This is a genomic window from Silanimonas lenta DSM 16282, from assembly GCF_000429065.1.
In the GTDB taxonomy this organism is placed as follows: domain Bacteria; phylum Pseudomonadota; class Gammaproteobacteria; order Xanthomonadales; family Xanthomonadaceae; genus Silanimonas; species Silanimonas lenta.
Map to the genome: position 1 here is coordinate 341,479 of NZ_AUBD01000001.1, position 18,315 is coordinate 359,793.

The 18,315-nt window shown below is 73.0% G+C and carries 20 protein-coding genes; all 20 read right to left on the reverse strand.

What is annotated here, in order from left to right; genetic code table 11:
* Positions 1 to 18 precede the first annotated feature (18 nt).
* Genes G408_RS0101570 through G408_RS0101665 form a run of 20 tightly spaced genes read right to left on the reverse strand, consistent with a single transcriptional unit; the run spans position 19 to position 18,307 of the window.
* Positions 19 to 1,245, reverse strand: coding sequence for a beta-ketoacyl-ACP synthase (locus tag G408_RS0101570; protein WP_028769665.1), 1,227 nt, complete (start codon positions 1,243 to 1,245; stop codon positions 19 to 21).
* Positions 1,242 to 1,985: a 3-ketoacyl-ACP reductase FabG2 gene (locus G408_RS0101575; protein ID WP_037411728.1), complete on the reverse strand. Its 744-nt coding sequence runs from the start codon at positions 1,983 to 1,985 to the stop codon at positions 1,242 to 1,244. Before G408_RS0101575 ends, G408_RS0101570 begins: the two co-directional genes overlap by 4 nt.
* Positions 1,982 to 2,434: a hotdog family protein gene (locus G408_RS12570; RefSeq protein WP_037411731.1), complete on the reverse strand. Its 453-nt coding sequence runs from the start codon at positions 2,432 to 2,434 to the stop codon at positions 1,982 to 1,984. The genes G408_RS0101575 and G408_RS12570 overlap by 4 nt, the downstream gene beginning before the upstream one ends.
* Positions 2,431 to 3,636, reverse strand: coding sequence for a beta-ketoacyl-ACP synthase (locus G408_RS0101585; RefSeq protein WP_028769667.1), 1,206 nt, complete (start codon positions 3,634 to 3,636; stop codon positions 2,431 to 2,433). The genes G408_RS12570 and G408_RS0101585 overlap by 4 nt, the downstream gene beginning before the upstream one ends.
* The gene (locus G408_RS0101590) at positions 3,633 to 4,211 is read right to left on the reverse strand and encodes a DUF3261 domain-containing protein (protein WP_051282488.1); all 579 of its coding nucleotides are present in this window, start codon (positions 4,209 to 4,211) and stop codon (positions 3,633 to 3,635) included. Before G408_RS0101590 ends, G408_RS0101585 begins: the two co-directional genes overlap by 4 nt.
* Positions 4,199 to 5,443 (reverse strand): NAD(P)/FAD-dependent oxidoreductase, encoded by a 1,245-nt coding sequence (locus G408_RS0101595; protein WP_028769669.1) that lies wholly within the window; start codon positions 5,441 to 5,443, stop codon positions 4,199 to 4,201. Before G408_RS0101595 ends, G408_RS0101590 begins: the two co-directional genes overlap by 13 nt.
* On the reverse strand, positions 5,433 to 7,808 hold the full coding sequence (locus G408_RS15455) for an MMPL family transporter (protein WP_051282489.1): 2,376 nt from the start codon (positions 7,806 to 7,808) through the stop codon (positions 5,433 to 5,435). Before G408_RS15455 ends, G408_RS0101595 begins: the two co-directional genes overlap by 11 nt.
* Positions 7,801 to 8,430, reverse strand: a complete 630-nt coding sequence (locus G408_RS14655) for an outer membrane lipoprotein carrier protein LolA (protein ID WP_051282490.1) — start codon at positions 8,428 to 8,430, stop codon at positions 7,801 to 7,803. The genes G408_RS15455 and G408_RS14655 overlap by 8 nt, the downstream gene beginning before the upstream one ends.
* A complete protein-coding gene (locus tag G408_RS0101610) occupies positions 8,427 to 8,843 on the reverse strand; it encodes an acyl-CoA thioesterase (protein ID WP_028769670.1) in 417 nt (138 codons plus the stop codon). Before G408_RS0101610 ends, G408_RS14655 begins: the two co-directional genes overlap by 4 nt.
* Positions 8,833 to 10,389 (reverse strand): HAL/PAL/TAL family ammonia-lyase, encoded by a 1,557-nt coding sequence (locus G408_RS0101615; protein ID WP_037411733.1) that lies wholly within the window; start codon positions 10,387 to 10,389, stop codon positions 8,833 to 8,835. The genes G408_RS0101610 and G408_RS0101615 overlap by 11 nt, the downstream gene beginning before the upstream one ends.
* Positions 10,367 to 11,332: a lysophospholipid acyltransferase family protein gene (locus tag G408_RS0101620; protein WP_028769672.1), complete on the reverse strand. Its 966-nt coding sequence runs from the start codon at positions 11,330 to 11,332 to the stop codon at positions 10,367 to 10,369. Before G408_RS0101620 ends, G408_RS0101615 begins: the two co-directional genes overlap by 23 nt.
* A complete protein-coding gene (locus G408_RS0101625) occupies positions 11,329 to 12,072 on the reverse strand; it encodes a glycosyltransferase family 2 protein (protein WP_037411736.1) in 744 nt (247 codons plus the stop codon). Before G408_RS0101625 ends, G408_RS0101620 begins: the two co-directional genes overlap by 4 nt.
* Positions 12,069 to 13,697, reverse strand: a complete 1,629-nt coding sequence (locus G408_RS12585; RefSeq protein ID WP_051282491.1) for an ApeI family dehydratase — start codon at positions 13,695 to 13,697, stop codon at positions 12,069 to 12,071. Before G408_RS12585 ends, G408_RS0101625 begins: the two co-directional genes overlap by 4 nt.
* Complete coding sequence (locus G408_RS0101635; protein WP_028769674.1) at positions 13,694 to 14,233, reverse strand: COG4648 family protein; 540 nt, start codon at positions 14,231 to 14,233, stop codon at positions 13,694 to 13,696. The genes G408_RS12585 and G408_RS0101635 overlap by 4 nt, the downstream gene beginning before the upstream one ends.
* An 11-nt stretch (positions 14,234 to 14,244) precedes the next feature.
* On the reverse strand, positions 14,245 to 14,496 hold the full coding sequence (locus G408_RS0101640; RefSeq protein ID WP_028769675.1) for an acyl carrier protein: 252 nt from the start codon (positions 14,494 to 14,496) through the stop codon (positions 14,245 to 14,247).
* Positions 14,497 to 14,516: 20 nt separating this feature from the next.
* A complete protein-coding gene (locus G408_RS0101645; protein ID WP_028769676.1) occupies positions 14,517 to 14,777 on the reverse strand; it encodes a phosphopantetheine-binding protein in 261 nt (86 codons plus the stop codon).
* The gene (locus G408_RS12590) at positions 14,695 to 15,543 is read right to left on the reverse strand and encodes a lysophospholipid acyltransferase family protein (protein ID WP_084628009.1); all 849 of its coding nucleotides are present in this window, start codon (positions 15,541 to 15,543) and stop codon (positions 14,695 to 14,697) included. Before G408_RS12590 ends, G408_RS0101645 begins: the two co-directional genes overlap by 83 nt.
* Positions 15,533 to 16,282: a beta-ketoacyl synthase chain length factor gene (locus tag G408_RS0101655; RefSeq protein WP_028769677.1), complete on the reverse strand. Its 750-nt coding sequence runs from the start codon at positions 16,280 to 16,282 to the stop codon at positions 15,533 to 15,535. The genes G408_RS12590 and G408_RS0101655 overlap by 11 nt, the downstream gene beginning before the upstream one ends.
* Before the next feature lie 2 nt (positions 16,283 to 16,284).
* On the reverse strand, positions 16,285 to 17,145 hold the full coding sequence (locus G408_RS0101660) for an amidohydrolase (RefSeq protein WP_051282492.1): 861 nt from the start codon (positions 17,143 to 17,145) through the stop codon (positions 16,285 to 16,287).
* Positions 17,146 to 17,155: 10 nt separating this feature from the next.
* Positions 17,156 to 18,307 carry a pyridoxal phosphate-dependent aminotransferase gene (locus tag G408_RS0101665; RefSeq protein ID WP_028769679.1) on the reverse strand — a complete coding sequence of 384 codons (1,152 nt, stop codon included), beginning with the start codon at positions 18,305 to 18,307 and terminating at the stop codon, positions 17,156 to 17,158.
* Between the last annotated feature and the right edge of the window lie 8 nt (positions 18,308 to 18,315).

Genomic DNA, 18,315 nt, shown 5'->3' on the forward strand with positions numbered 1-18,315 from the left:
CGCCCCGGGGCGGGGGGATCAGGGCCAGCGGCGGAACACCAGCGAGGTGTTGATGCCGCCGAAGGCGAAGTTGTTGTTGACGACGTACTCGGTATCGATGCGACGCCCCTCGCCCACGAGGTAGTCGAGCTCGCCGCAGCGCGGGTCGGGCTCGGTGAGGTTCAGGGTGGGATGGAACCAGCCCTCGCGCATCATCTGCACGGCCACCCAGCTCTCGAGGGCGCCACAGGCGCCGAGGGTATGGCCGGTATAGCTCTTCAGGGCGCTCACCGGCAGGCGCGGCCCGAAGACGTCCTGCGTGGCCAGGCTCTCGGCGATGTCGCCATGCTCGGTGGCGGTGCCGTGCGCTGCCACGTAGCCGATGGCCTCGGGCGGCAGGCCGGCATCCTCGAGGGCGAGGCGCATGGCCTGCGCCATGGTGGCGGCGTTCGGCTGGGTCACGTGCTGGCCGTCGGAATTGGTGCCGTAGCCGACGACCTCGGCGAGGATGCGGGCGCCGCGCGCCCGGGCATGCTCCAGCTCCTCCAGCACCAGGGTGCAGGCGCCCTCGCCGATCACGAGGCCATCGCGCTTGGCGTCGAAGGGCCGCGGCGTGGCCTCCGGGGCCTCGTTGCGGCAGCTGGTGGCGAACAGCACGTCGAACACCGCGGCGTCGGTGACGTCGAGCTCTTCCGCCCCTCCGGCGAGCATTGCCACCTGCCGCCCCGATCGGATCGCCTCGTAGGCATAGCCGATGCCCTGGCTGCCGGAGGTGCAGGCGCTGCTGGTGGTGATGATGCGGCCGGTGATGCCAAAGAACACCCCGATGTTCACCGGCGCGGTGTGCGCCATCATCTTGATGTAGGTGGTGGCATTGATGGTGTCGGTGGTCTTCTCCAGCACCATGCGGCCGAAATCGCTCATCGAGGCCGGCGTTCCGGCCGAGGAGCCGTAGCTGATGCCGAGCTTGCCGGAACGCAGCAGGGGCGAGTCGAGCAGGCCGGCATCGGCCAGCGCGAGCTCGCTGGCGCGCACCGCCATCAGGGCCACGCGCCCCATGCTGCGGGTGGTCTTGCGGTTGTAGTGCGGCGGCAGTTCGAAGGGCTCGCAAGGCACGCCCATGCGGGTATTGAGGCCGTGGTACTGCGCCCAGTCGGGGAAGACCCGCACCGCATTGCGGCGGGCTTCGAGGCGGGCGCGCACGCTGGCCCAGTCGTGGCCCAGGGGCGAGAGCACGCCTGCCCCGGTGATGACGACCCGCTTCATCCGACCATGCCTCCGTTCACCGAGATCACCTGCCGGGTGATGTAGCCCGCCTCGTCGGAGAGCAGGAAGGCCGCCAGCGCCGCCACTTCCTCGGGGCGCCCGAGGCGGCGGGCCGGCACCATGGCCAGGGCCTCCTCGACGATCTCCGGACTCAGCATCTCGGTATCGATCAGGCCCGGCGCGATGCAGTTCACGGTGATGGCGCGCTTGGCGAGTTCGACCGCCAGTGCCTTGGTGGCGCCGATGATGCCGGCCTTGGCCGCGCTGTAGTTGGCCTGCCCGCGGTTGCCAACGAGGCCGGACACCGAGGCGAGGGTGATGATCCGCCCCGGGGCGCGCCGGCGCACCATCGGCATCACCAGCGGGTTCAGCACGTTGTAGAAGGCATCGAGATTGGTGTGGATGACGGCATCCCAGTCCTCGCCGCTCATGGCCGGGAAGGCGTTGTCGCGGGCGATGCCGGCATTGCAGACCACGCCGTAGTAGGCGCCGTGGGCCTCGATGTCGGCTGTGAGGGCGGCCGCGGCCGCGGCGCGGTCGGCCACGTCGAAGCCGAGCAGGCGCGCCTCGCCGCCCATCTCGCGGATGCGGCCGGCCACGGCCTCGGCCTCGGCCTGGCCGCGGCGGTAGTGCACGACCACGGCATAGCCTTCGCGGCCGAGGCGTTCGGCAATGGCGCGGCCGATGCCGCGGCTGGCGCCGGTGACGAGCACCGTGCGCCGGGAGTCGGTGGAGCTCATGGGCTGGGGGTTCCTTGCAGGAAGGCCTGGGCATCGGGCGGCTCGAACACGGAGAGCGAGGCACTGGCGATACCCTGCCCTCCTTGCTCCAGCTCGCAGCGGAACTGCCCGAGGCCGTTGTCGGAGAAGAATTCGCGCCGCACGCGGATGAGCAGCGGGCGGTCGAGCGCGATATGCGAGGGCCCGAAGGCATAGCGCCGGGTACCGAGCAGGAAGCCGATGGCCGGCGGCTCGCCGCGCCGGCGGGCCTGCCAGCCGGCCCAGGCGGCCACGGCCTGGGCCATGTATTCGAGGCCATGCCAGATGGCGATGCCCTCCGGCCTCGCGAAGGGATGGTCGAAGCCGGGCAAGGCCTCGGCCAGCACATGCTCCTCGCTGGCCTCGTGCAGGGTATGCAGCCAGCACATGCCGCGGGCATGGGGCATCAGCGGGGCGATCGGCTCGCTCATGCCGCCCCCAGAACCAGCGCGGCATTGCTGCCGCCGAAGGCGAAGCTGTGGCTGGCGACATGGCGCAGCGGCCGCGTGGCGCGCTCGCCGGGCGCGACGAAGCGCAGCGGCGGCAGGGCCGGATCCGGGTGGCCATCCCAGAGCTGGGGCAGCAGCCAGGCGTCCGGGTTGCGCGCCAGCATCAGCCAGCACAAGCCCGCCTCGATCGCCCCTGCAGCGCCCAAGGCATGCCCGGTGAGTGGCTTCGTGGAGCTCATCGGCACCTGCGCGCCGTAGAGCGCCGCGCTGACCGGCGCCTCCATCGCATCGTTCTGCGCCGTAGCCGTGCCATGCAGGTTGACGTAGTCGATGGCTTTGCCATCGAGGCCGGCGCCGTGCAGGGCGGCCTCGATGGCGAGGCGTGCGCCCCGCCCCGCCGGATCGGGCGCCGACATGTGGTGGGCATCGGCGCTCTCGCCCCAGCCGCAGAGTCGCACCGGGCCGGGCCGGCGCGAGACCAGGAACAGCGCCGCGCCCTCGCCGATGTTGATGCCGCGGCGGTTCGCCGAGAACGGATTGCAGCGCTCCTCCGACACCGCCTCCAGCGCCGAGAACCCGGCCAGGGTGAAGCCGCAGAGCGAATCGGCGCCGCCGGCGATCACCAGGTCGGCCCGCCCGCCCTGCACCAACCGGGCCGCGGTAGCCAGCGCCTTGGCGCTCGAGGAGCAGGCGGTGGAGATCACGCTCTGCGCCGCCTGCGGCAATCCAAGCACATGGGCGAGGAAGCGCGCCGGCATGCCCATCTCCTGCATCGCGTAATGGAAGTCGGCGGGCAGGCCGCCGTGGAGGTCCCGCTGCCGGAAGGCGCGCTCGGTCTCGCCGATGCCCGAGGTGCTGCTGCCGAGCACGATGGCGACGCGCTCCGGCGCCACGCCCTCCAGCGCCGCCGGCAGGGCCGCGCCGAGATCGTCCAGCGCCAGCCGCAGCAGGGCATTGTTCCGGCCGCGCAGGGGCAGCGGGTATTCGTCGAGCGTGGGCAGTTCGCCGGGCACCTCGCCCACCATGAGCCGACGCCCGAGGAAGGCCGTGGAGGGCTGCACGCCCGGCTCGGGCGCGTCACGGAAGAGGCGTGCCGCCACCACCTCGGCCCGGGGACCGAGCGCGCAGCACAGGCCGAGGGCATTGAGGTAGACCGGCGCCCGGGCCGCGGCGTTTCCGCTCATGGCGCGCCCTCCGCCGCCACCGAGCGGATCTCCAGCACGTAGCCGGCCCGAGGCCGCTCGATGCGCCAGTGCCCGGGCTCGCCGGCCCCGATCCGCGCCACCAGTGCCCTGCCCTGCCACACCGTGCGCTGCCCCTCCTGCTCCTCCACGCGCCAGCCCTGCGGGGCGGCACGCCGAAGGGCGGCGAGCGGCCAGAGCGCGAACTGCAGGTCCTGCAGCACGTCCCGGCCCCCGGGCTGCGGCGGCAGCCAGGCGGCGCGCCATTCCTCGAGCCGCTCGCCATCCCAGCGCAGGCGCAGGGCCACCTGCCCCAGCGCCAGCACGGCAAGCTGCACGGCCTCGGCATCGGCCTCCAGCAGGGCCTCGAACTGGCGCGACTCGCCGCCCCGCTCGATCCGCAGCTGCTGCTGCAGGTGCAGGGGGGCCGGCAGCTCGCGCGGCGAGAGCGGCCATGGCGCCCCGCCCCGCGGCGCACTGGCACAGGCCGCCAGCAGCAGCGCGCACAGGCCCGCCAGCAGGGCGGAGGCCGGCAGGCGGCAGGGGGCGCTGGCGGCCGGAGGCTTCAGCGGCTGCACAGCTCCTCCAGCACGGCAAGGCGGCGCTTGGTGTCGGCGACGTAGGGATTCGACGGGTCCCAGGCGTAGCCGGCGAGGATGGCGCTGATCATGCGGCGGATGTCGGGCGAGGGCGTGGGGTGGAAGATGATGTTCTGGAAGCCGCCCGCGTACCACGACTCGACGAAGGCGCGGAACGTATCCACGCCGCGGCGCAGCGGGTCGGCATAGTCGGCCTGCCAGTCCACCGCCTCGCCGCGCGCCTGGCGCTCGAGGCAGGTGGCCGCGAGATGCGCCGACTTGAAGGCGATGGTGACGCCGGAGGAGAACACCGGGTCGAGGAACTCGCCGGCATTGCCGAGCAGGGCGAAGCCCGGGCCCCACAGCGAACTGACGTTGGCCGAGTAGCCGATGATCGAGCGTGCCGGCGTATCCCAGGTGGCGTTGGCGAGCAGGGCACGCAGCCCGGGCTCTTCGGCGACGATGGCCTTGAGGCGCTCGGTCTCGGTGCCGGCATAGCGTTCCAGCACCTGGGTCTCGGCCACCACGCCGAGCGAGCAGCGCCCGTTCGAGAAGGGAATGGTCCAGTACCAGATGTCGCAGTGCTCGGGATGCACGCTGATCAGGATCTTGTTGCGGTCCCAGCTGCCCGGCGCGGTGCCGTCGGCGACGTGGGTGAAGATCGCCCCGCGCGCGGGGAAGCGCGAGGGCGTCTCGAGCTTCAGCAGCCGCGGCAGGATGCGCCCGAAGCCGCTGGCATCGAGCAGGAAGCGGGCCTGCACCTGGTAGACCTCGCCCTGCGTTGCGCCCTCGCTGTTGTCACGCACGGTGACGATGGGCGAGCCACCGTTCAGGTCGACCGCCATCACCTCGTGGCGGTAGCGCACCCGGGCCCCGGCGCGCTCGGCGGCATCGGCCAGCACCTTGTCGAAATCGGCGCGCTGCACCTGGTAGGTGGTGCCCCAGCCGGGGCTGAACTTGTCGCGGAAATCGAAGAAGGTGCGCTGGTCGCCACGCACGAAGGCGGCGCCGTTCTTGTACTGGAAGCCGGCCTCCACCACGTCCTGCAGCATGCCGGCAGCCTCGATGAACTGCATGCTCTGCGGCAGCAGGCTCTCGCCGATGGAGAAGCGCGGGAACTGCTCGCGCTCGAGGATCAGCACCTCGCGGCCCTGCTTGCGCAGCAGGCCGGCGGCCACGGCGCCGGCCGGACCGGCGCCGATGATCAGGATGTCGGCGGTTTCATGACGCATGGAAAGGATCCCTGGAACGGAGGAGGAGCGCCGCATCCCGCGGCGGTGGACGGAACAGCGGGGAGAGCGCCCAGACCGCCCCGACGCCGACCAGCATGGTCAGGCCGAAGCCGTGCAGGGCCGGGGTCTGCGAAAGCGCGAGCAGGCCGAAGGCGAGCAGCGTGCTCGCCGCGCCCAGCGACACGGCAAGCCAGCTGGCACCATCGTCCTGATGCTCGAGCAGGAAGATGCCGTAGTCGATGCCGACGCCGAGCAGCAGCATCAGGGCCAGCACGTTGAACAGCTGCAGGGGCTCGCCGAGCAGGCCCTGCACGCCGAGCGCCAGCGCCCCGGCGAGCAGGGTCGGCAGGAGCGCCCGCCAGGCGCGGCGGCCGAAGCGCAGCCACAGCAGCAGGGCCACGCCGGCCACGCCCAGCGCCAGCCAGCCCTGGATCTGCACGCGGTAGCGGGCGAGCAGCTCTGAGTACTCGGCGCTGCGGTCGACCCAGCGCACGCCCTCGCCGGCGAGCGCCGCGAGCGCCGGCAGGCTTTCGGGGCCGATGCCGGAGACCCGCACCAGGCTGGCCACGCGGCCCTCCTGCTCGCCGAGCCACAGGGGGCGCTCCGCCTGCGACAGCGGCGAGGCCAGCCAGTCATGGAGCCCGAGCGCGGCCTCGGGGCCGTCCGCGGCATCGGCGGCGGGGGCCGGCAGCGGCTGGCCCAGGGCTTCGCCCAGGCGCTGGCGCACGGCCGATTCGAGTGCGGCCACCACCTCCCGGTCCTCGCGCTGGCGCTGCGCCGAAGGCACGGCCTCGGCCAGCGCCTGCCAGCCACTCAGCAGGCCCTCATGGCGAAGCCGGCGTAGCCCCTCGATGAGCGCCTCCTCGCGCTGCAGCAGGGCTTCGGTGTCCGCGGCCTCGACGAGGAAGAACTGCGCCGGGCTCGGCAGGTCGAGCAGCCGGGCCAGCGCCTGCTGCTCCTCCAGCACGCCCGCCGGCACGCCCTGCAGCGCGCGCAGCTGGTCGTCGGCCCGCAGCTGGAACAGGCCGGCGATGGCGATGGCCAGCGTGCCCAGCAGCAGCGCCGGGGCGAACCGGCGCGAAGCCCAGCCCCCTCCGCCAAGCCGCGGCCAGGCGGCGAGGCTTTGCGACACCCGGCGCGAGAGCCCGGACGGCGCCGGGGCCCGCTTCGGCCACAGCGGGAACCAGCAGGCCACGGTGAGGAAGGCCGCCAGTAGGCCCACCGCCGAGAACAGCGCCATCTGCCGCAGGCCCGGAAAAGGCGCGAGGCCGATCGCGGCATAGGCGAGCACGCTGGTGGCAAGAGCGAGCAGCAGGCCCGGCAGCAGGTGGTCGAGCTGGGCGATGCCCGGGCGCGCGGGGTCGCCCTGCCGGGCAGCAAAGTAATGGATGCCGTAGTCCTCGGCCACGCCGACGAGGCTGGCGCCGAAGACCAGGGTGAGCACATGCACCTCGCCGAACACCCAGCCGGTGACCACCAGGGCGGCGCCCACGCCGACCAGTAGGGAGCTGCCCACCAGCAGCACCGGAAGCGGGCTGCGGAAGCACAGGGCGACGAGCAGCACCACGGCCAGCAGGGAGCCAAGGCCGATGGTGTTCATCTCGGCGGCCGCCTGCGCGGCGGCGGCCTCGGCGATCAGGGGCACGCCCGCCGCCAGCAGGGCCACCGGCGCGCCATCGAGGGCGGCGATCCGCTCCCGCGCCTCCTTGACCGCCCCGGCCAGCGGGCTTCCCCCATCCACCCGGAACGCGCCCCCGGCATGGCGGAAGCGCAGCAGCACGGCCTCGCTCCCGTCCGCGAACGACCGCTGCCACTCGCCCTGGGTGAACGAGAGCCCGCGCGCCCGCGCCTGCCACCAGGCCGAGGCGAGGCCCAGCGGGTCTTCGAGCACGCCCGGCCCCGGCGCGAACGCGAGCGGCGAATAGAGCCGCGCCAGGGCGGCCTCGGCCCAGTCCTCCGCCGGCCGCGAACGCAAAGGCTCGCGCAGGGCCTCGGCCACCAGCCCGCGCTGCCAGGGGCGCAACACATCGAGGGCCCCGGCCGCCGGCAGGGCCGCGACGAGCTCCTCGAGCGGCAGGTGGCGCTCGTGCAGCACCCCGCGCAGGACCGCAGCCGCCTGCCGCGCCGCCGCTGCATCGGAGGAGCGCAGCAGGAACAACAGCTCGCCCGTGCCCTGCCCGGCCACCGCCTCGGCGGCCTGGGCGATGCGGGCATCGCGCTGCTCCGTGGGCAGCAGCGCCAGTACGTCGGTGTCGAGCGCCGGCGCGCGCAGGAACTGCCAAAGCCCGACGGCCAGCGCCAGCACGGCCAGGCCCCAGGCGGCGGCCAGCCCCTGCTGCCAGCGGTGGCGCCCGGCCTCAGTCAAGGGCGCGGCGCTCGGCGTCCCCTGCCACCGGCAGGGTGCGGGTGTCGTGGAAGCGCAGGCGCACTTCGGCGCCCTCGCGTTCCTCGAGGCGGAGGCGCTCCACCTGCGCAGCGCCCTCCACCGCGATGCGGCGGAAGGCCGCGGCCAGCAGGGGGTCGCTCGGTGTCAGCACGAGGGCCCAGGCGCCCTCGCGCGGCGCAGGGGCCTCCTCCACCACGAAATGCTCCGCCAGGGCCTTGCGGTCGGCCGAGAGCAGGGCCTCCAGCAGCGACTGCAGCAGCCGCGCCAGGCCCGCCCCGGCTTCTGCCCCCGGGGCCTGCTCCCGCCCCTCGGCATCACGCAGGCGCAGCCGGCCGCGCTGCAGGATCGTGGTGCTGGGGAAAGGCGCCCGCACCTCCCAGCGCAGGCCCTCCCCGCGCACCAGCAGCAGTTCGCCCTCCGAGCGCAGCGGCTGGCGGAAGCCCGGCAGCCGGCGCTCCTGCACGAAGCCGGCGCGAAGCACGGCGGCCGGCGATACCGGCAAGGCGGACGCCACCGGCTCCGTGACCGGCGGCGACGCGGCCGCCCCTGCCAGCGGGCAGAGCAGGAGCGCGGCGAGCAGCGCCGACGCACGACGGCTCATCCCGCCACCCCCAGCCGCTCGCGGAACACCGCCGGTGTCACGAGTTGCAGCTCGCCGCTGGCGAGTTCCACCGCCACCTGCAGGGTATGCGCCCGGGTGTGCACGAGGCCGCTTGCGCGGTCGCGGATCAGGTAGTCCACCCGCAGGCGGTTCTCCCATTCGGTGATGCGCGCCTCCACCTGCAGGGCCTGCCCGTACCGCAGCGGGCGGATGTACTTGGTGCGCAGGTCCACCACCGGCCAGGCATAGCCGCTGTCGCGCATCTGCTCGTAGTCGTAGTCGAGGCGCTGCAGCAGGGCGCAGCGGGCGATCTCGAAGTACTTGAAGTAATGGCCGTGCCAGACGATGCCCATCGGGTCGAGGTCGTGGAAGGCCGGGCTCAACTCGACCACATGGCTCCACTCAGGACGCATACAGCCTCCAGGCACGCTGGCGGATGGCGGCGACGAGGGCGGACAGTTCGCCATCGAGCGCGCGGTCCTCTTCGATCAGGGGAATGCGTTCCTCGAGCTCGGCCTGCATGGCGGCCAGCGGCGCCGGCAGGGCATGGCCGGGCTCGAGGCGCTGGCGGAGCGCCACGCCCTGGCGGGCGGCCAGCAGCAGGGCCGCGGCCACCTGCTCGGAAAGCTCGAGCACGCGCAGGCAGTCGCGGGCGGCGATGGTACCCATGCTCACCTTGTCCTGGTTGTGGCACTCGGTGGAGCGCGAGAACACCGAGGCCGGCATCGTCTGCTTCAGGGCCTCCGCGGTCCAGGCCGAGACGCTGATCTGCACCGCCTTCAGGCCATGGTTGATCGCCGCCCGCGGGCCCGTCGAGGCCGAGAGGTTCGCCGGCAGGCCATGGCTGTAGCGGGCATCGACCAGCAGGGCGAGCTGGCGGTCGAGCAGGTCGGCGACGTTGGCGATGGCGTTCTTCAGGCTGTCCATCGCGAAGGCGATGTGCCCGCCGTAGAAGTGCCCGCCATGCAGCACGGTCTCGCGGTCGGGGTCGATCAGCGGGTTGTCGTTGGCGCTGTTGAGCTCGGTCTCGATCAGGCCGCGCACGAGATCGAGCGCGTCCTCGAGCACGCCGATCACGTGCGGGGCGCAGCGCAGCGAGTAGCGGTCCTGCAGCCGCTGTTCGTTGCGCGGCGGGCGGTCGGAGGCCAGGTCCTCGCGCAGGCGCGCCGCCACCCGGCCCTGCCCCGGGTGCGGCTTGGCGGCGAACAGTCCCTCGTCGAAGTGGTGAGCGTTGCCGGCGCTGGCGAACACGTTCAGCGCCGTGATCCGGGTGGCGAGCGCGGCGAGGTAGCGGGCGCGCTCGAAGGCGAGGCAGGCCAGCCCGGTCATCACCGCGGTGCCGTTCATCAGCGCCAGGCCTTCCTTGGGCCTGAGGCGCAGCGGCGCAAGGCCGACGCGGCGCAGGGCCTCGGCCGCGGGCAGCACCTCGCCGGCCAGCCACACCTCGCGCTCGCCGCAGAGGGCGGCGGCGAGGTAGGACAGGGGCGTGAGGTCGCCGCTCGCCCCCACCGAGCCCTCGGCGGGAATCCGCGGCAGCAGGTCGTGGTGCAGGAAGGCCTCGATCTGCCGGAGGAGGCCGAGGCTGACGCCGGACATCCCGCGGGCCAGCGAGACCAGCCGCGCCACCAGCACCGCGCGCGTCTCCTCCGGCGTGAGCAGGCGGCCGGCGCCGCAGCCGTGGTAGGTGAAGAGGTGGTGCGGCAGCTCGTTCACCAGGGCCGGCGGGATGGCCACGGTGCAGCTGTCGCCGTAGCCGGTGGTGACGCCGTAGATCACGCCATCCTCGGCGATCAGGCGCTCGACGAAGGCGGCGCCGCGCTCGATGCGCGCGGTGAAGGCGGCATCGTCCGAGAGCCGGACGCGGGCATGGCCCCCGGCGATGGCGGCCACCTCGCCGATGGCGAGCGGGCGCTCGCCGACGGGAATGGCGGGAAGGTCAGGGCGCGGGCGGGCGTCCATCGGTGGCTTGATCCCAGAACGGATAGAAGTTGAACCAGTCGAGCGGCGAGCGCCGGCAGGCGGCCTCGAGCGTGGCGGCGAAGCGGGCGGCCTGTTCCGCGAGTGCGGCCTCGCGGCGCGCCCGCGGCAGCACGATGCGTTCGGCGAAGGGCGCGATGCGGGCCTCGTAGGCCCGCCCATCGGCGGCGCGTGTACAGGTGAGGGTGAACACCGGGCACTGCAGCAGCGAGGCCACGAGGTAGGGCCCGGCCGGGAACGGCGCCGGCTGGCCGAGGAAGGGCACCCGCACCACGCGATCGCCCTGCAGCGGCACCCGGTCGGCGGCGATGGCGAGGAACTCGCCCGCCTCCACCCGCCGGGCGAGATCGAGGGCCAGCTCCGGGCCCAGGGCCGTGACCTGCAGGAGCCGCACCTGGCCACCCGGGTTCAGCCGTTCCAGCACCCGGTTGAAGCGTTCGGCATGCGCGGTATGCACGAGGATGGTGATGCGCAGGCCGCGCCGCCAGCCGGCCGCCGCCTGCATGGCCTCGAGGCAGCCCATGTGGGCGGTGAGGAAGAGCCCGCCGCGGCCGGCCTCGAGCAGGGCCTCGACATGGCCGGCGCCCTCGAAGCGCACCGCGCCGCGCGGCAGGCGGCCGCTGGTGGCCACCAGCTTGTCGAGCAGGGTGTCGGCGAAGCGGAACAGGTGGGCGAAGCTGCCCGCCGCGCGCGGCTGGCCGGTGGCCGCGGCGAGGCGGCCGAGATAGTCCGCCGAGGCCCTGCGCGCCAGCCGCCGCGTGGCCCAGTACCAGGCCACCACCGGCAGCAGCAGCAGGCGGAAGGGCCAGCGCCCGAACAGCCGGTAACAGCCGTAGAGGAACCACACCCCGGCCACGAAGGTGCTCTCGCCGAGCCGCGCCCAGTGCGGGGCCGGCCGCGCCGGTGGCGATGCGGCCAGGCTCATCCGGCCACCCGGCGCCAGAGCAGGCGCGGCAGACGCAGGAGCATGCCGAGGAACAGCCGGGCATGCATGGCCGAGATGCGCAGGTTGTCGCGCAGCACGTCGAAGTGCGAGACGCCGTCCAGCGGATAGGTCACCCGCGTCTCGCGGTTCACCACCGGGATGCCGCGCCAGTGCGCGCGCACCAGCACCTCGGGGTCGAAATCCATGCGTTCGCCCGGCGCCTCGGCCTCGATGAGCGGCAGCACCGACGCCAGGGGATAGACACGGAAGCCGCACATCGAATCGCGGATGTCGAGGCTCAGTGTGTTGATCCACACCCAGACATGGGTGAGGTAGCGGCCATAGAGCCGCGCCTTCGGCACCGAGGCGTCGTAGCGCGGCACGCCGCAGACGATGGCTTCCGGATGGCGTTCGGCGAGGGCGAGGAAGGCCGGGAGATCCGCCGGATCGTGCTGGCCGTCGGCGTCGATCTGCACCGCATGGCTGGCCCCGAGGCGGGCCGCCGCGCGCAGGCCGGCCATCACCGCCCCGCCCTTGCCGCGGTTCTGCGGCAGGCGCTCGAGGTGCACCCCCTCGTCGCCCGCGGCCAGGGCATCGAGCACGCGGGCACAGGGCGGCGAGGAGCCGTCGTCCACCAGCAGGCAGGGCAGCCCGTGGCGGCGCACGGCCGCCACCATATGGCCGATCGCATGCTCGTGGTCGTAGACCGGGATCACCACCATCGGCCGGATGCCGCTCATGCCTCGCCCCCCACGGCGAAGCGCAACCGGCCGCTGGCATGGCTGCCCAGCGCCGATTCGTAGCGGAACGTGACCAGGCCCGGCACCGGCCCGGCCTCCAATCGCAGCTGCAGGATGGCGCCGGGCGTCACCAGCTGCTGGAACTTCAGCACCTCGAGCCCGCCGAGCGCCGGGACATGGCCGAAGGCCTCGGCCGCGCTGGCGATCGCCCAGTCGAGCAGCACCACCCCGGGCACCACCGGCGCGGCATCGAAGTGGCCGTCGAAGAAGCGCAGGTCCTCGGGCACGCGCAGGCTGAGGCAAGCCACGTTCCCCTCCCGCGAGCGCGCGAGGCGCTCCGGTTCGCCGGGCCGGAACAGGGCGGCCAGTGCCGCCTCGGTGACCTTGCCCTGGGCATTGCGCGGCAGGGTCGCCACGAAGCGCCAGTGCCGCGGCACCTGGGCCGGCTCGCGTTCGGCCAGCAGGCGATGCCGAAGCTCCGCGGCGAGGCGCCGCCGCCCGCCGGCCTGCCACAGGGCGCGGCCCGCGGCATCGGGCACCGCCACCACCGCCAGCGCCCGCTTCAGGCCCGGCACCAGCAGGGCCCGCGCCTCGGCGAGCAGGCCGGTGCCGAGAAGCTGCCGCTCCAGCCCGTCCAGCGAGACCCGCTTCTCGCCGATCTTGGCGATGCGGTCGGCGCGTCCGAGCAGGCGGAAACCGCCCTCCGGGCCCGGGGCGGCGCGGTCGGCGGTGTCGCGCCAGACGGCCGGATCCGGCAGATGCGGCGAACGCAGCCAGAGCCGCCCATCCTCGATCCGCCACTCCACCCCGGGCAGGGCCTGCCAGGCCGCGCCGGGGCTGGCCTCACGCCAGGCGATGCCGCCGGTCTCGGTGCTGCCGAACACTTCCAGCACCGGGGCGCCGAAGTGCCGGGCAGCGCGTTCGGCCACCTCGGGCGGCAGGGGGCCGCCGGACGAGAACACCCGCCGGGGCGCCGGGCGGGCAGCGGCCTCCGGCCACTGCGCCAGCACCGAGGGCGTGGTCACCAGTACCTCCCCTGCCCCGGCCAGCGCCGGCCACTGGCTGGGGAACTCGAGCCGGGGCGTGGCGAAGTCGCGGCCGCAGGCCAGCGGCCAGAGCACCCGGAACAGCAGCCCGTAGATGTGCTGGTGCGAGACGCTGCCCAGCACCCGCGCGCCTCCCATCCGGGGGCCGAACACGGCCTCGAGGGCCACGATCTCGGCATCCAACTGGCGCAGGGACTTGCCGATGGGCTCGGGAGCCCCGGTGGAGCCGGAGGTGAAGAGCACCAGGCACTCGCGCTGCGGATCGAGGGCCGCGTCCGCCATCGGCGAGGCCGGCGCCGGCCCGGCGGCATCGATTCCCGCCTCGCCGGGTTCCCAGAGGGCCACGCCCGCGGCCCGCAGGGCGGCCAGCGTGGCCGGCTGCCGGTCCGGGGCCAGCCAGACCCGCCGGCCGGCCCGCCAGGCCCCGAGCAGGGCGGCGGCAAAACGCAGGGGATCGGGCTCGAACAGGGCGAGGTCCATCGGCCCGCGGGCAGCCTCGCTGGCCGAGCGCGCCACCGCCTGCCCGAAGGCCCCGTCGCTGCCACGGACCACGTCGGCGAGGGGGCGCGGGCGGCTCATGCCCCGATCCCCCGTCGCACCCGCTGCCGCACCAGCCATTCGCCGGCGAACAGCAGGCCCATCAGCCCGTAGGCGACGAGACCGTTGTACAGGGCCCACACCGCCTCGCTGGCGAACAGGGCGGTGCCGAGCGCGATACTGCCGTTGAAGGCGAAGAAGCCCGCCCAGACCCGGGTCACGCCGCGGGTGTAGCGCACGCCGCGCTCGGGCAGTGCCGGCTCGCGCAGGCGCGCCAGGCGCTCGATCACCGTCGGCGGATGCCGCAGGCTGTAGAGGAAGACCGCGAGCAGCACCGCGTTCACCAGCACCGGGTAGAGCTTCAGCGGCAGCAGGGCATTGCCGAGCATCGAGACGAGCGCCAGCGCGGCAGCCCCCAGCGCCGCCACCCGCCACAGCCGGTCGCGGCTGGCAAAGGCGCGCAGCAGGGCCACCAGCACCAGGAGGCCGGCCAGCACGCGCGGTTCCCAATGGCCGAGGCCCCAGTAGACCACCAGCGGATAGGCCAGGGTCACCAGCGCCGTGAGCGCCACCCACACGGGAACGCGGCTCAGGCCGTGGCGTGCATCATCGAATGCACCACGTCGACGACATCGCCGACCGTCCGCACCGACTTGAAGGCCTCCGGGCGGAGGTTGCTGCCGATCATCGGCTTTAGCTGCACGATGAGGTCCACCGCGTCGATGCTGTCGATGTCGAGGTCGTCGCCGAGCCGCGCGCTGCGGCTGACGCGCTCGGCCTCGATGCCGAAGGTCTCGCCGAGGATCTGCACGATCCGCTCGAAGATCTGGTCCTGGGTCATGGCCGGGGCTCCCTGCGGAATCAGGCGGCGCGCTGGGCGGTGATGAAGGCCGCCAGGCTGTCGACCGAGGCGAAATGCCGGCGGTTGTCGGCGGCGTCGGCGGAGAGCTGCACCCCGAAGCGCTTCTGCAGGGCGAGGCCGAGTTCGAGGGCGTCGATCGAGTCCAGCCCGAGGCCGTCCACGAACAGAGGAGCGCTGCTATCGATGTCCTCCACCCGAAGGTCCTCCAGCGCCAGCGACTCGATGATCAGTTCCTTGATCTCCCGTACCAGTGCGTCCATCCGCTCCACCCTCGAAGAAAAACCGCTTCAGCCAGTCCGTGACATCCCGGGCCTGCACGGCCTCTCCCCGTCCCGGATCGGTCAGGGACGTGACGGAAATGTCGTCATGCACCCGAATCGTAACGTGAAAACGGCGTGTTGGCACCCGATACCAGGGCAGGCCCTTGCTCAGGGTGGGCGGATCGCAGCGGATCGTCACCGGAGTGATGTCGATCCCCCCACGTACGGCGATGTTGGCCGCACCCCGCTGGAGCACCGGCGGCTGTCCGGGACGGGTGCGGGTGCCCTCGGGAAAGATGACGAGGCAGCTGCCGGCCCGGACCGAGCGGATGCAGTCCTCCACCAGTTCCGGGCCGCCGGCATTGCTGATGTAGTCGGTGGCGCGCACCGGCCCGCGGGTGAAGGGATTGGAGAAGAGCCCGGCGCGCACCACGCAGTCGGCGTTCGGCAGGCGCGAGATCAGGAACACCACGTCGATCAGGGTCGGGTGGTTGGCCAGCACCAGCAGGCCCGGCCGGGCCAGCTTCTCCTCGCCGTGGAACTCGTAGGTGAGCACGCCCAAGCGGCGCATGCCCTCGATGAAGGCGGCGAAGCTGCGCTGCACCACCCGCCGGGCGGCCAGGCGGCGGGTCAGCGGATCGTGGCGATGGCGCCAGCGGATCCAGGGAAAGACGAAGGCCCAGAGCAGCAGCCCGCCGAGGCCGAAGCTCAGGAAACTGAAGCCCGTGGCGAGAATGCGCCAGGCCCGGTCGAGCTCAGCCCGCATGCCGCCAGCACCAGCCCCCGTCATCGGCCTCGACCGCCCAGGCCGCCGTCGGGGCGAGCAGGTAGGCCAGCACGGCCAGCCCGTGCGGCAGGTCCGCCCCCTCGGGGGCAGCGATCTCCCCCGCCCCTGCCCCGGGCTGGAGCTGGAACCCGCCGGCGGCGGCCGGCGCGATCCGCAGCGCCCAGGCGAAGGGGATGGCGGGCTCGTCGGCATCGCGGGCGAACAGGGCCGGCGGCGGCTCGTCGAAAACCACCAGCAGCACCTCGTCATGGCCTTCGTCGAGGTAGGCCAGCGCCTCCCAGAGTCCGGCTTCGGCACTGCAGCGCCCCCCCGCCACGGCGCTGTAGGGGGCCGTGCTGCCGCGGGCGATGCCGTACTGCGCGGCCACGGCGTTGTGCACCGAGAGCCCGAACTGGGTGGGCGAGAGCGGCTCGCCCCGGTCCAGGGCCTCGAGCAGGCCCACGCTGCGCAGCACATCGCCATGGCGGGAGGCGAAGACCATGGGGCGGCGGGCGAAATCGGGAGCCTCGCCCTGCCCGTCCACCGCATAGGCCACTTCCAGAGCGAGACGGCCGACGCGCTCCACGCGCCGGCGCTGCATCGCCGGCATCGCTGCCAGCGGCGCCTCCAGCGCCCCCGCGGGGGGCACGGGATGACGCGCCCAGGCCTGCCAGTCCCCGGCCTCGCGCAGGCCCGGGGCGAGCGCGGCCCAGTGGCGGATCTGGAAGCCCGGCCGCATCGTCAGTCGCGCAACACGAAGTCGTCGGCATCGAGCTGCGCCGGGAAGCGCTCGCGGTGTCCGCGGAGCTGTTCGGCGCTGAGCACCGCTTCCAGCACGCGCTCCCCGGCATCGCCCTCGACCAGCGGCTGACCGAGCGGATCCAGCGCGGCGGAATCGCCGCGGTAGGCAATGCCATTGCCGTCGGTGCCCACACGGTTCACGCCGACCACGCAGGCCAGGTTCTCGATGGCGCGGGCGCGCAGCAGGGTCGTCCAGGCGTATGCCCGGGCCGCCGGCCAGTTCGCCACGAAGAGCGCGAGGTCGTAGTCGAAGGCGCCCGGGCGGGTGGCGTCGAAGCGGTTGCGGAGGTACACCGGGAAGCGCAGGTCGTAGCAGACCTGCAGGAAGATCCGCCAGCCGCGCCAGTCGACGAACACGCGCCGGCCACCGGCCGCATAGCGCTCGTGTTCCTTCGCCATGCGGAACAGGTGGCGCTTGTCGTAGTGCACGAGGCCGCCCTCCGGCGTGGCGAACAGCAGGCGGTTGTAGACACCCGGCGCGATGCCTTCCGCTTCGGCCTGCGCGCCCTCCACCCGCAGCTGCACGCTGCCGCAGACGGCGGCATCGAGCGCCCTCGCCTGCTCCCGGATCCAGACCACGGTCGGGCCCTGCATGTCCTCGGCGCTCGCCAGCGCCTCGTTGCTGAAGCCCGAGGTGAAGGTCTCCGGCAGCACCACAAGATCGCTGCGGCCGGCGAGCGGCGCGATCAGCCCGCCGTAGTAGGCGCGGTTGCCCGCCGGGTCGTGCCAGCGGGTGTCGCCCTGCACCAGGGCGACGCGCAGGTCACGGTCCGGCCCGTTCGAGGACGCGGCTTCGCTCATCAGCGCGGCCTCAAAGCTTCGCCAGCCGCTCGATGGCGGCATCCAGCGTGGCCTCGTTCTTGGCGAAGCACAGGCGCGCCAGGCGCTGGCCCGCGGGGGGCCGCTCGTAGAACGGCGACAACGGGATGGCGGTGACGCCCTTCTCGATGGTGAGCCAGCGGCAGAACGCGAGATCGTCGAGATCGCTCACCGCCGAGTAATCGACGAGCTGGAAGTAGCCCCCCGGCACCGGCAGGGGCTTCAGCCTGGTCGTGGAGAGCTGGGCCGCGAAGCGGTCGCGCTTGGCCTGGTAGAAGGCGCCCAGTTCCTCGTAGTGCTCAGGGAACTTCTCGATCATCTCGGCAAAGGCCCACTGCGCCGGGGTGAAGGTGCAGAAGGTGTTGTACTGGTGCACCTTGCGGAACTCGGCGGTGAGCGCGGGCGGCGCCACGCAGTAGCCGACCTTCCAGCCGGTGCAGTGATAGGTCTTGCCAAAACTGCTGATGACGAAGGCGCGCGCGGCAAGCTCGGGATGGCGCAGCACGCTCTCGTGGATGCGGCCGTCGAACACGATGTGCTCGTAGACCTCGTCGGAGAGCAGCAGCACCTGCGGGAAATCGGCCACGAAGCGCTTCAGCTCGGCGATGTCGCCGGCGTCGAACATCGCCCCCGAGGGATTGTGCGGCGTGTTGAACAGGAACAGCCGGGTCTTCGGCGTCACCGCGGCACGCACCGCGGGCCAGTCCACGGCGAAGGTGGCCGGATCGAGCGGGACATGCACCGCACGGCCGCCGGCAAGATCGATGGCCGGCTCGTAGCAGTCGTAGCAGGGGTCGAGGACGATCACCTCCTCGCCGGGGCGGACGACGGCGGCGATGGCATCGAAGATCGCCTCGCTGGCGCCGGATGTCACGGTGATCTCGGTCTCCGGGTCCGGCCGGTAGCCGTAGCAGCGCAGGGTCTTGTCGGCGATGGCCTGGCGCAGGGCCGGCACCCCGGCCATATGGGCGTACTGGTTCCTGCCTTCCGCCATGGCGCGGGCCAGGGCCTCGCGCAGCGGCGATGGCACCTCGAAATCGGGGAAGCCCTGGCCGAGGTTCACGGCCCCGTGCTCGGCGGCGAGCACGCTCATCACGGTGAAGATGGTGGTGCCGACCTTCGGCAACTTGGTGTCGATCTGCATGCGGATGC

Coding starts and splice junctions, on each gene's coding strand:
- G408_RS0101645 (WP_028769676.1), bottom strand. CDS start 14,777: ATGGACGCACTGGTACGGGAGATCAAGGAACTGATCATCGAGTCGCTG.
- G408_RS0101585 (WP_028769667.1), bottom strand. CDS start 3,636: ATGAGCGGAAACGCCGCGGCCCGGGCGCCGGTCTACCTCAATGCCCTC.
- G408_RS12570 (WP_037411731.1), bottom strand. CDS start 2,434: ATGAGCGAGCCGATCGCCCCGCTGATGCCCCATGCCCGCGGCATGTGC.
- G408_RS0101655 (WP_028769677.1), bottom strand. CDS start 16,282: ATGCGGCCGGGCTTCCAGATCCGCCACTGGGCCGCGCTCGCCCCGGGC.
- G408_RS12590 (WP_084628009.1), bottom strand. CDS start 15,543: ATGCGGGCTGAGCTCGACCGGGCCTGGCGCATTCTCGCCACGGGCTTC.
- G408_RS0101625 (WP_037411736.1), bottom strand. CDS start 12,072: ATGAGCGGCATCCGGCCGATGGTGGTGATCCCGGTCTACGACCACGAG.
- G408_RS0101620 (WP_028769672.1), bottom strand. CDS start 11,332: ATGAGCCTGGCCGCATCGCCACCGGCGCGGCCGGCCCCGCACTGGGCG.
- G408_RS0101615 (WP_037411733.1), bottom strand. CDS start 10,389: ATGGACGCCCGCCCGCGCCCTGACCTTCCCGCCATTCCCGTCGGCGAG.
- G408_RS12585 (WP_051282491.1), bottom strand. CDS start 13,697: ATGAGCCGCCCGCGCCCCCTCGCCGACGTGGTCCGTGGCAGCGACGGG.
- G408_RS0101660 (WP_051282492.1), bottom strand. CDS start 17,145: ATGAGCGAAGCCGCGTCCTCGAACGGGCCGGACCGTGACCTGCGCGTC.
- G408_RS0101610 (WP_028769670.1), bottom strand. CDS start 8,843: ATGCGTCCTGAGTGGAGCCATGTGGTCGAGTTGAGCCCGGCCTTCCAC.
- G408_RS0101570 (WP_028769665.1), bottom strand. CDS start 1,245: ATGAAGCGGGTCGTCATCACCGGGGCAGGCGTGCTCTCGCCCCTGGGC.
- G408_RS0101595 (WP_028769669.1), bottom strand. CDS start 5,443: ATGCGTCATGAAACCGCCGACATCCTGATCATCGGCGCCGGTCCGGCC.
- G408_RS0101665 (WP_028769679.1), bottom strand. CDS start 18,307: ATGCAGATCGACACCAAGTTGCCGAAGGTCGGCACCACCATCTTCACC.
- G408_RS14655 (WP_051282490.1), bottom strand. CDS start 8,430: ATGAGCCGTCGTGCGTCGGCGCTGCTCGCCGCGCTCCTGCTCTGCCCG.
- G408_RS0101575 (WP_037411728.1), bottom strand. CDS start 1,985: ATGAGCTCCACCGACTCCCGGCGCACGGTGCTCGTCACCGGCGCCAGC.
- G408_RS0101640 (WP_028769675.1), bottom strand. CDS start 14,496: ATGACCCAGGACCAGATCTTCGAGCGGATCGTGCAGATCCTCGGCGAG.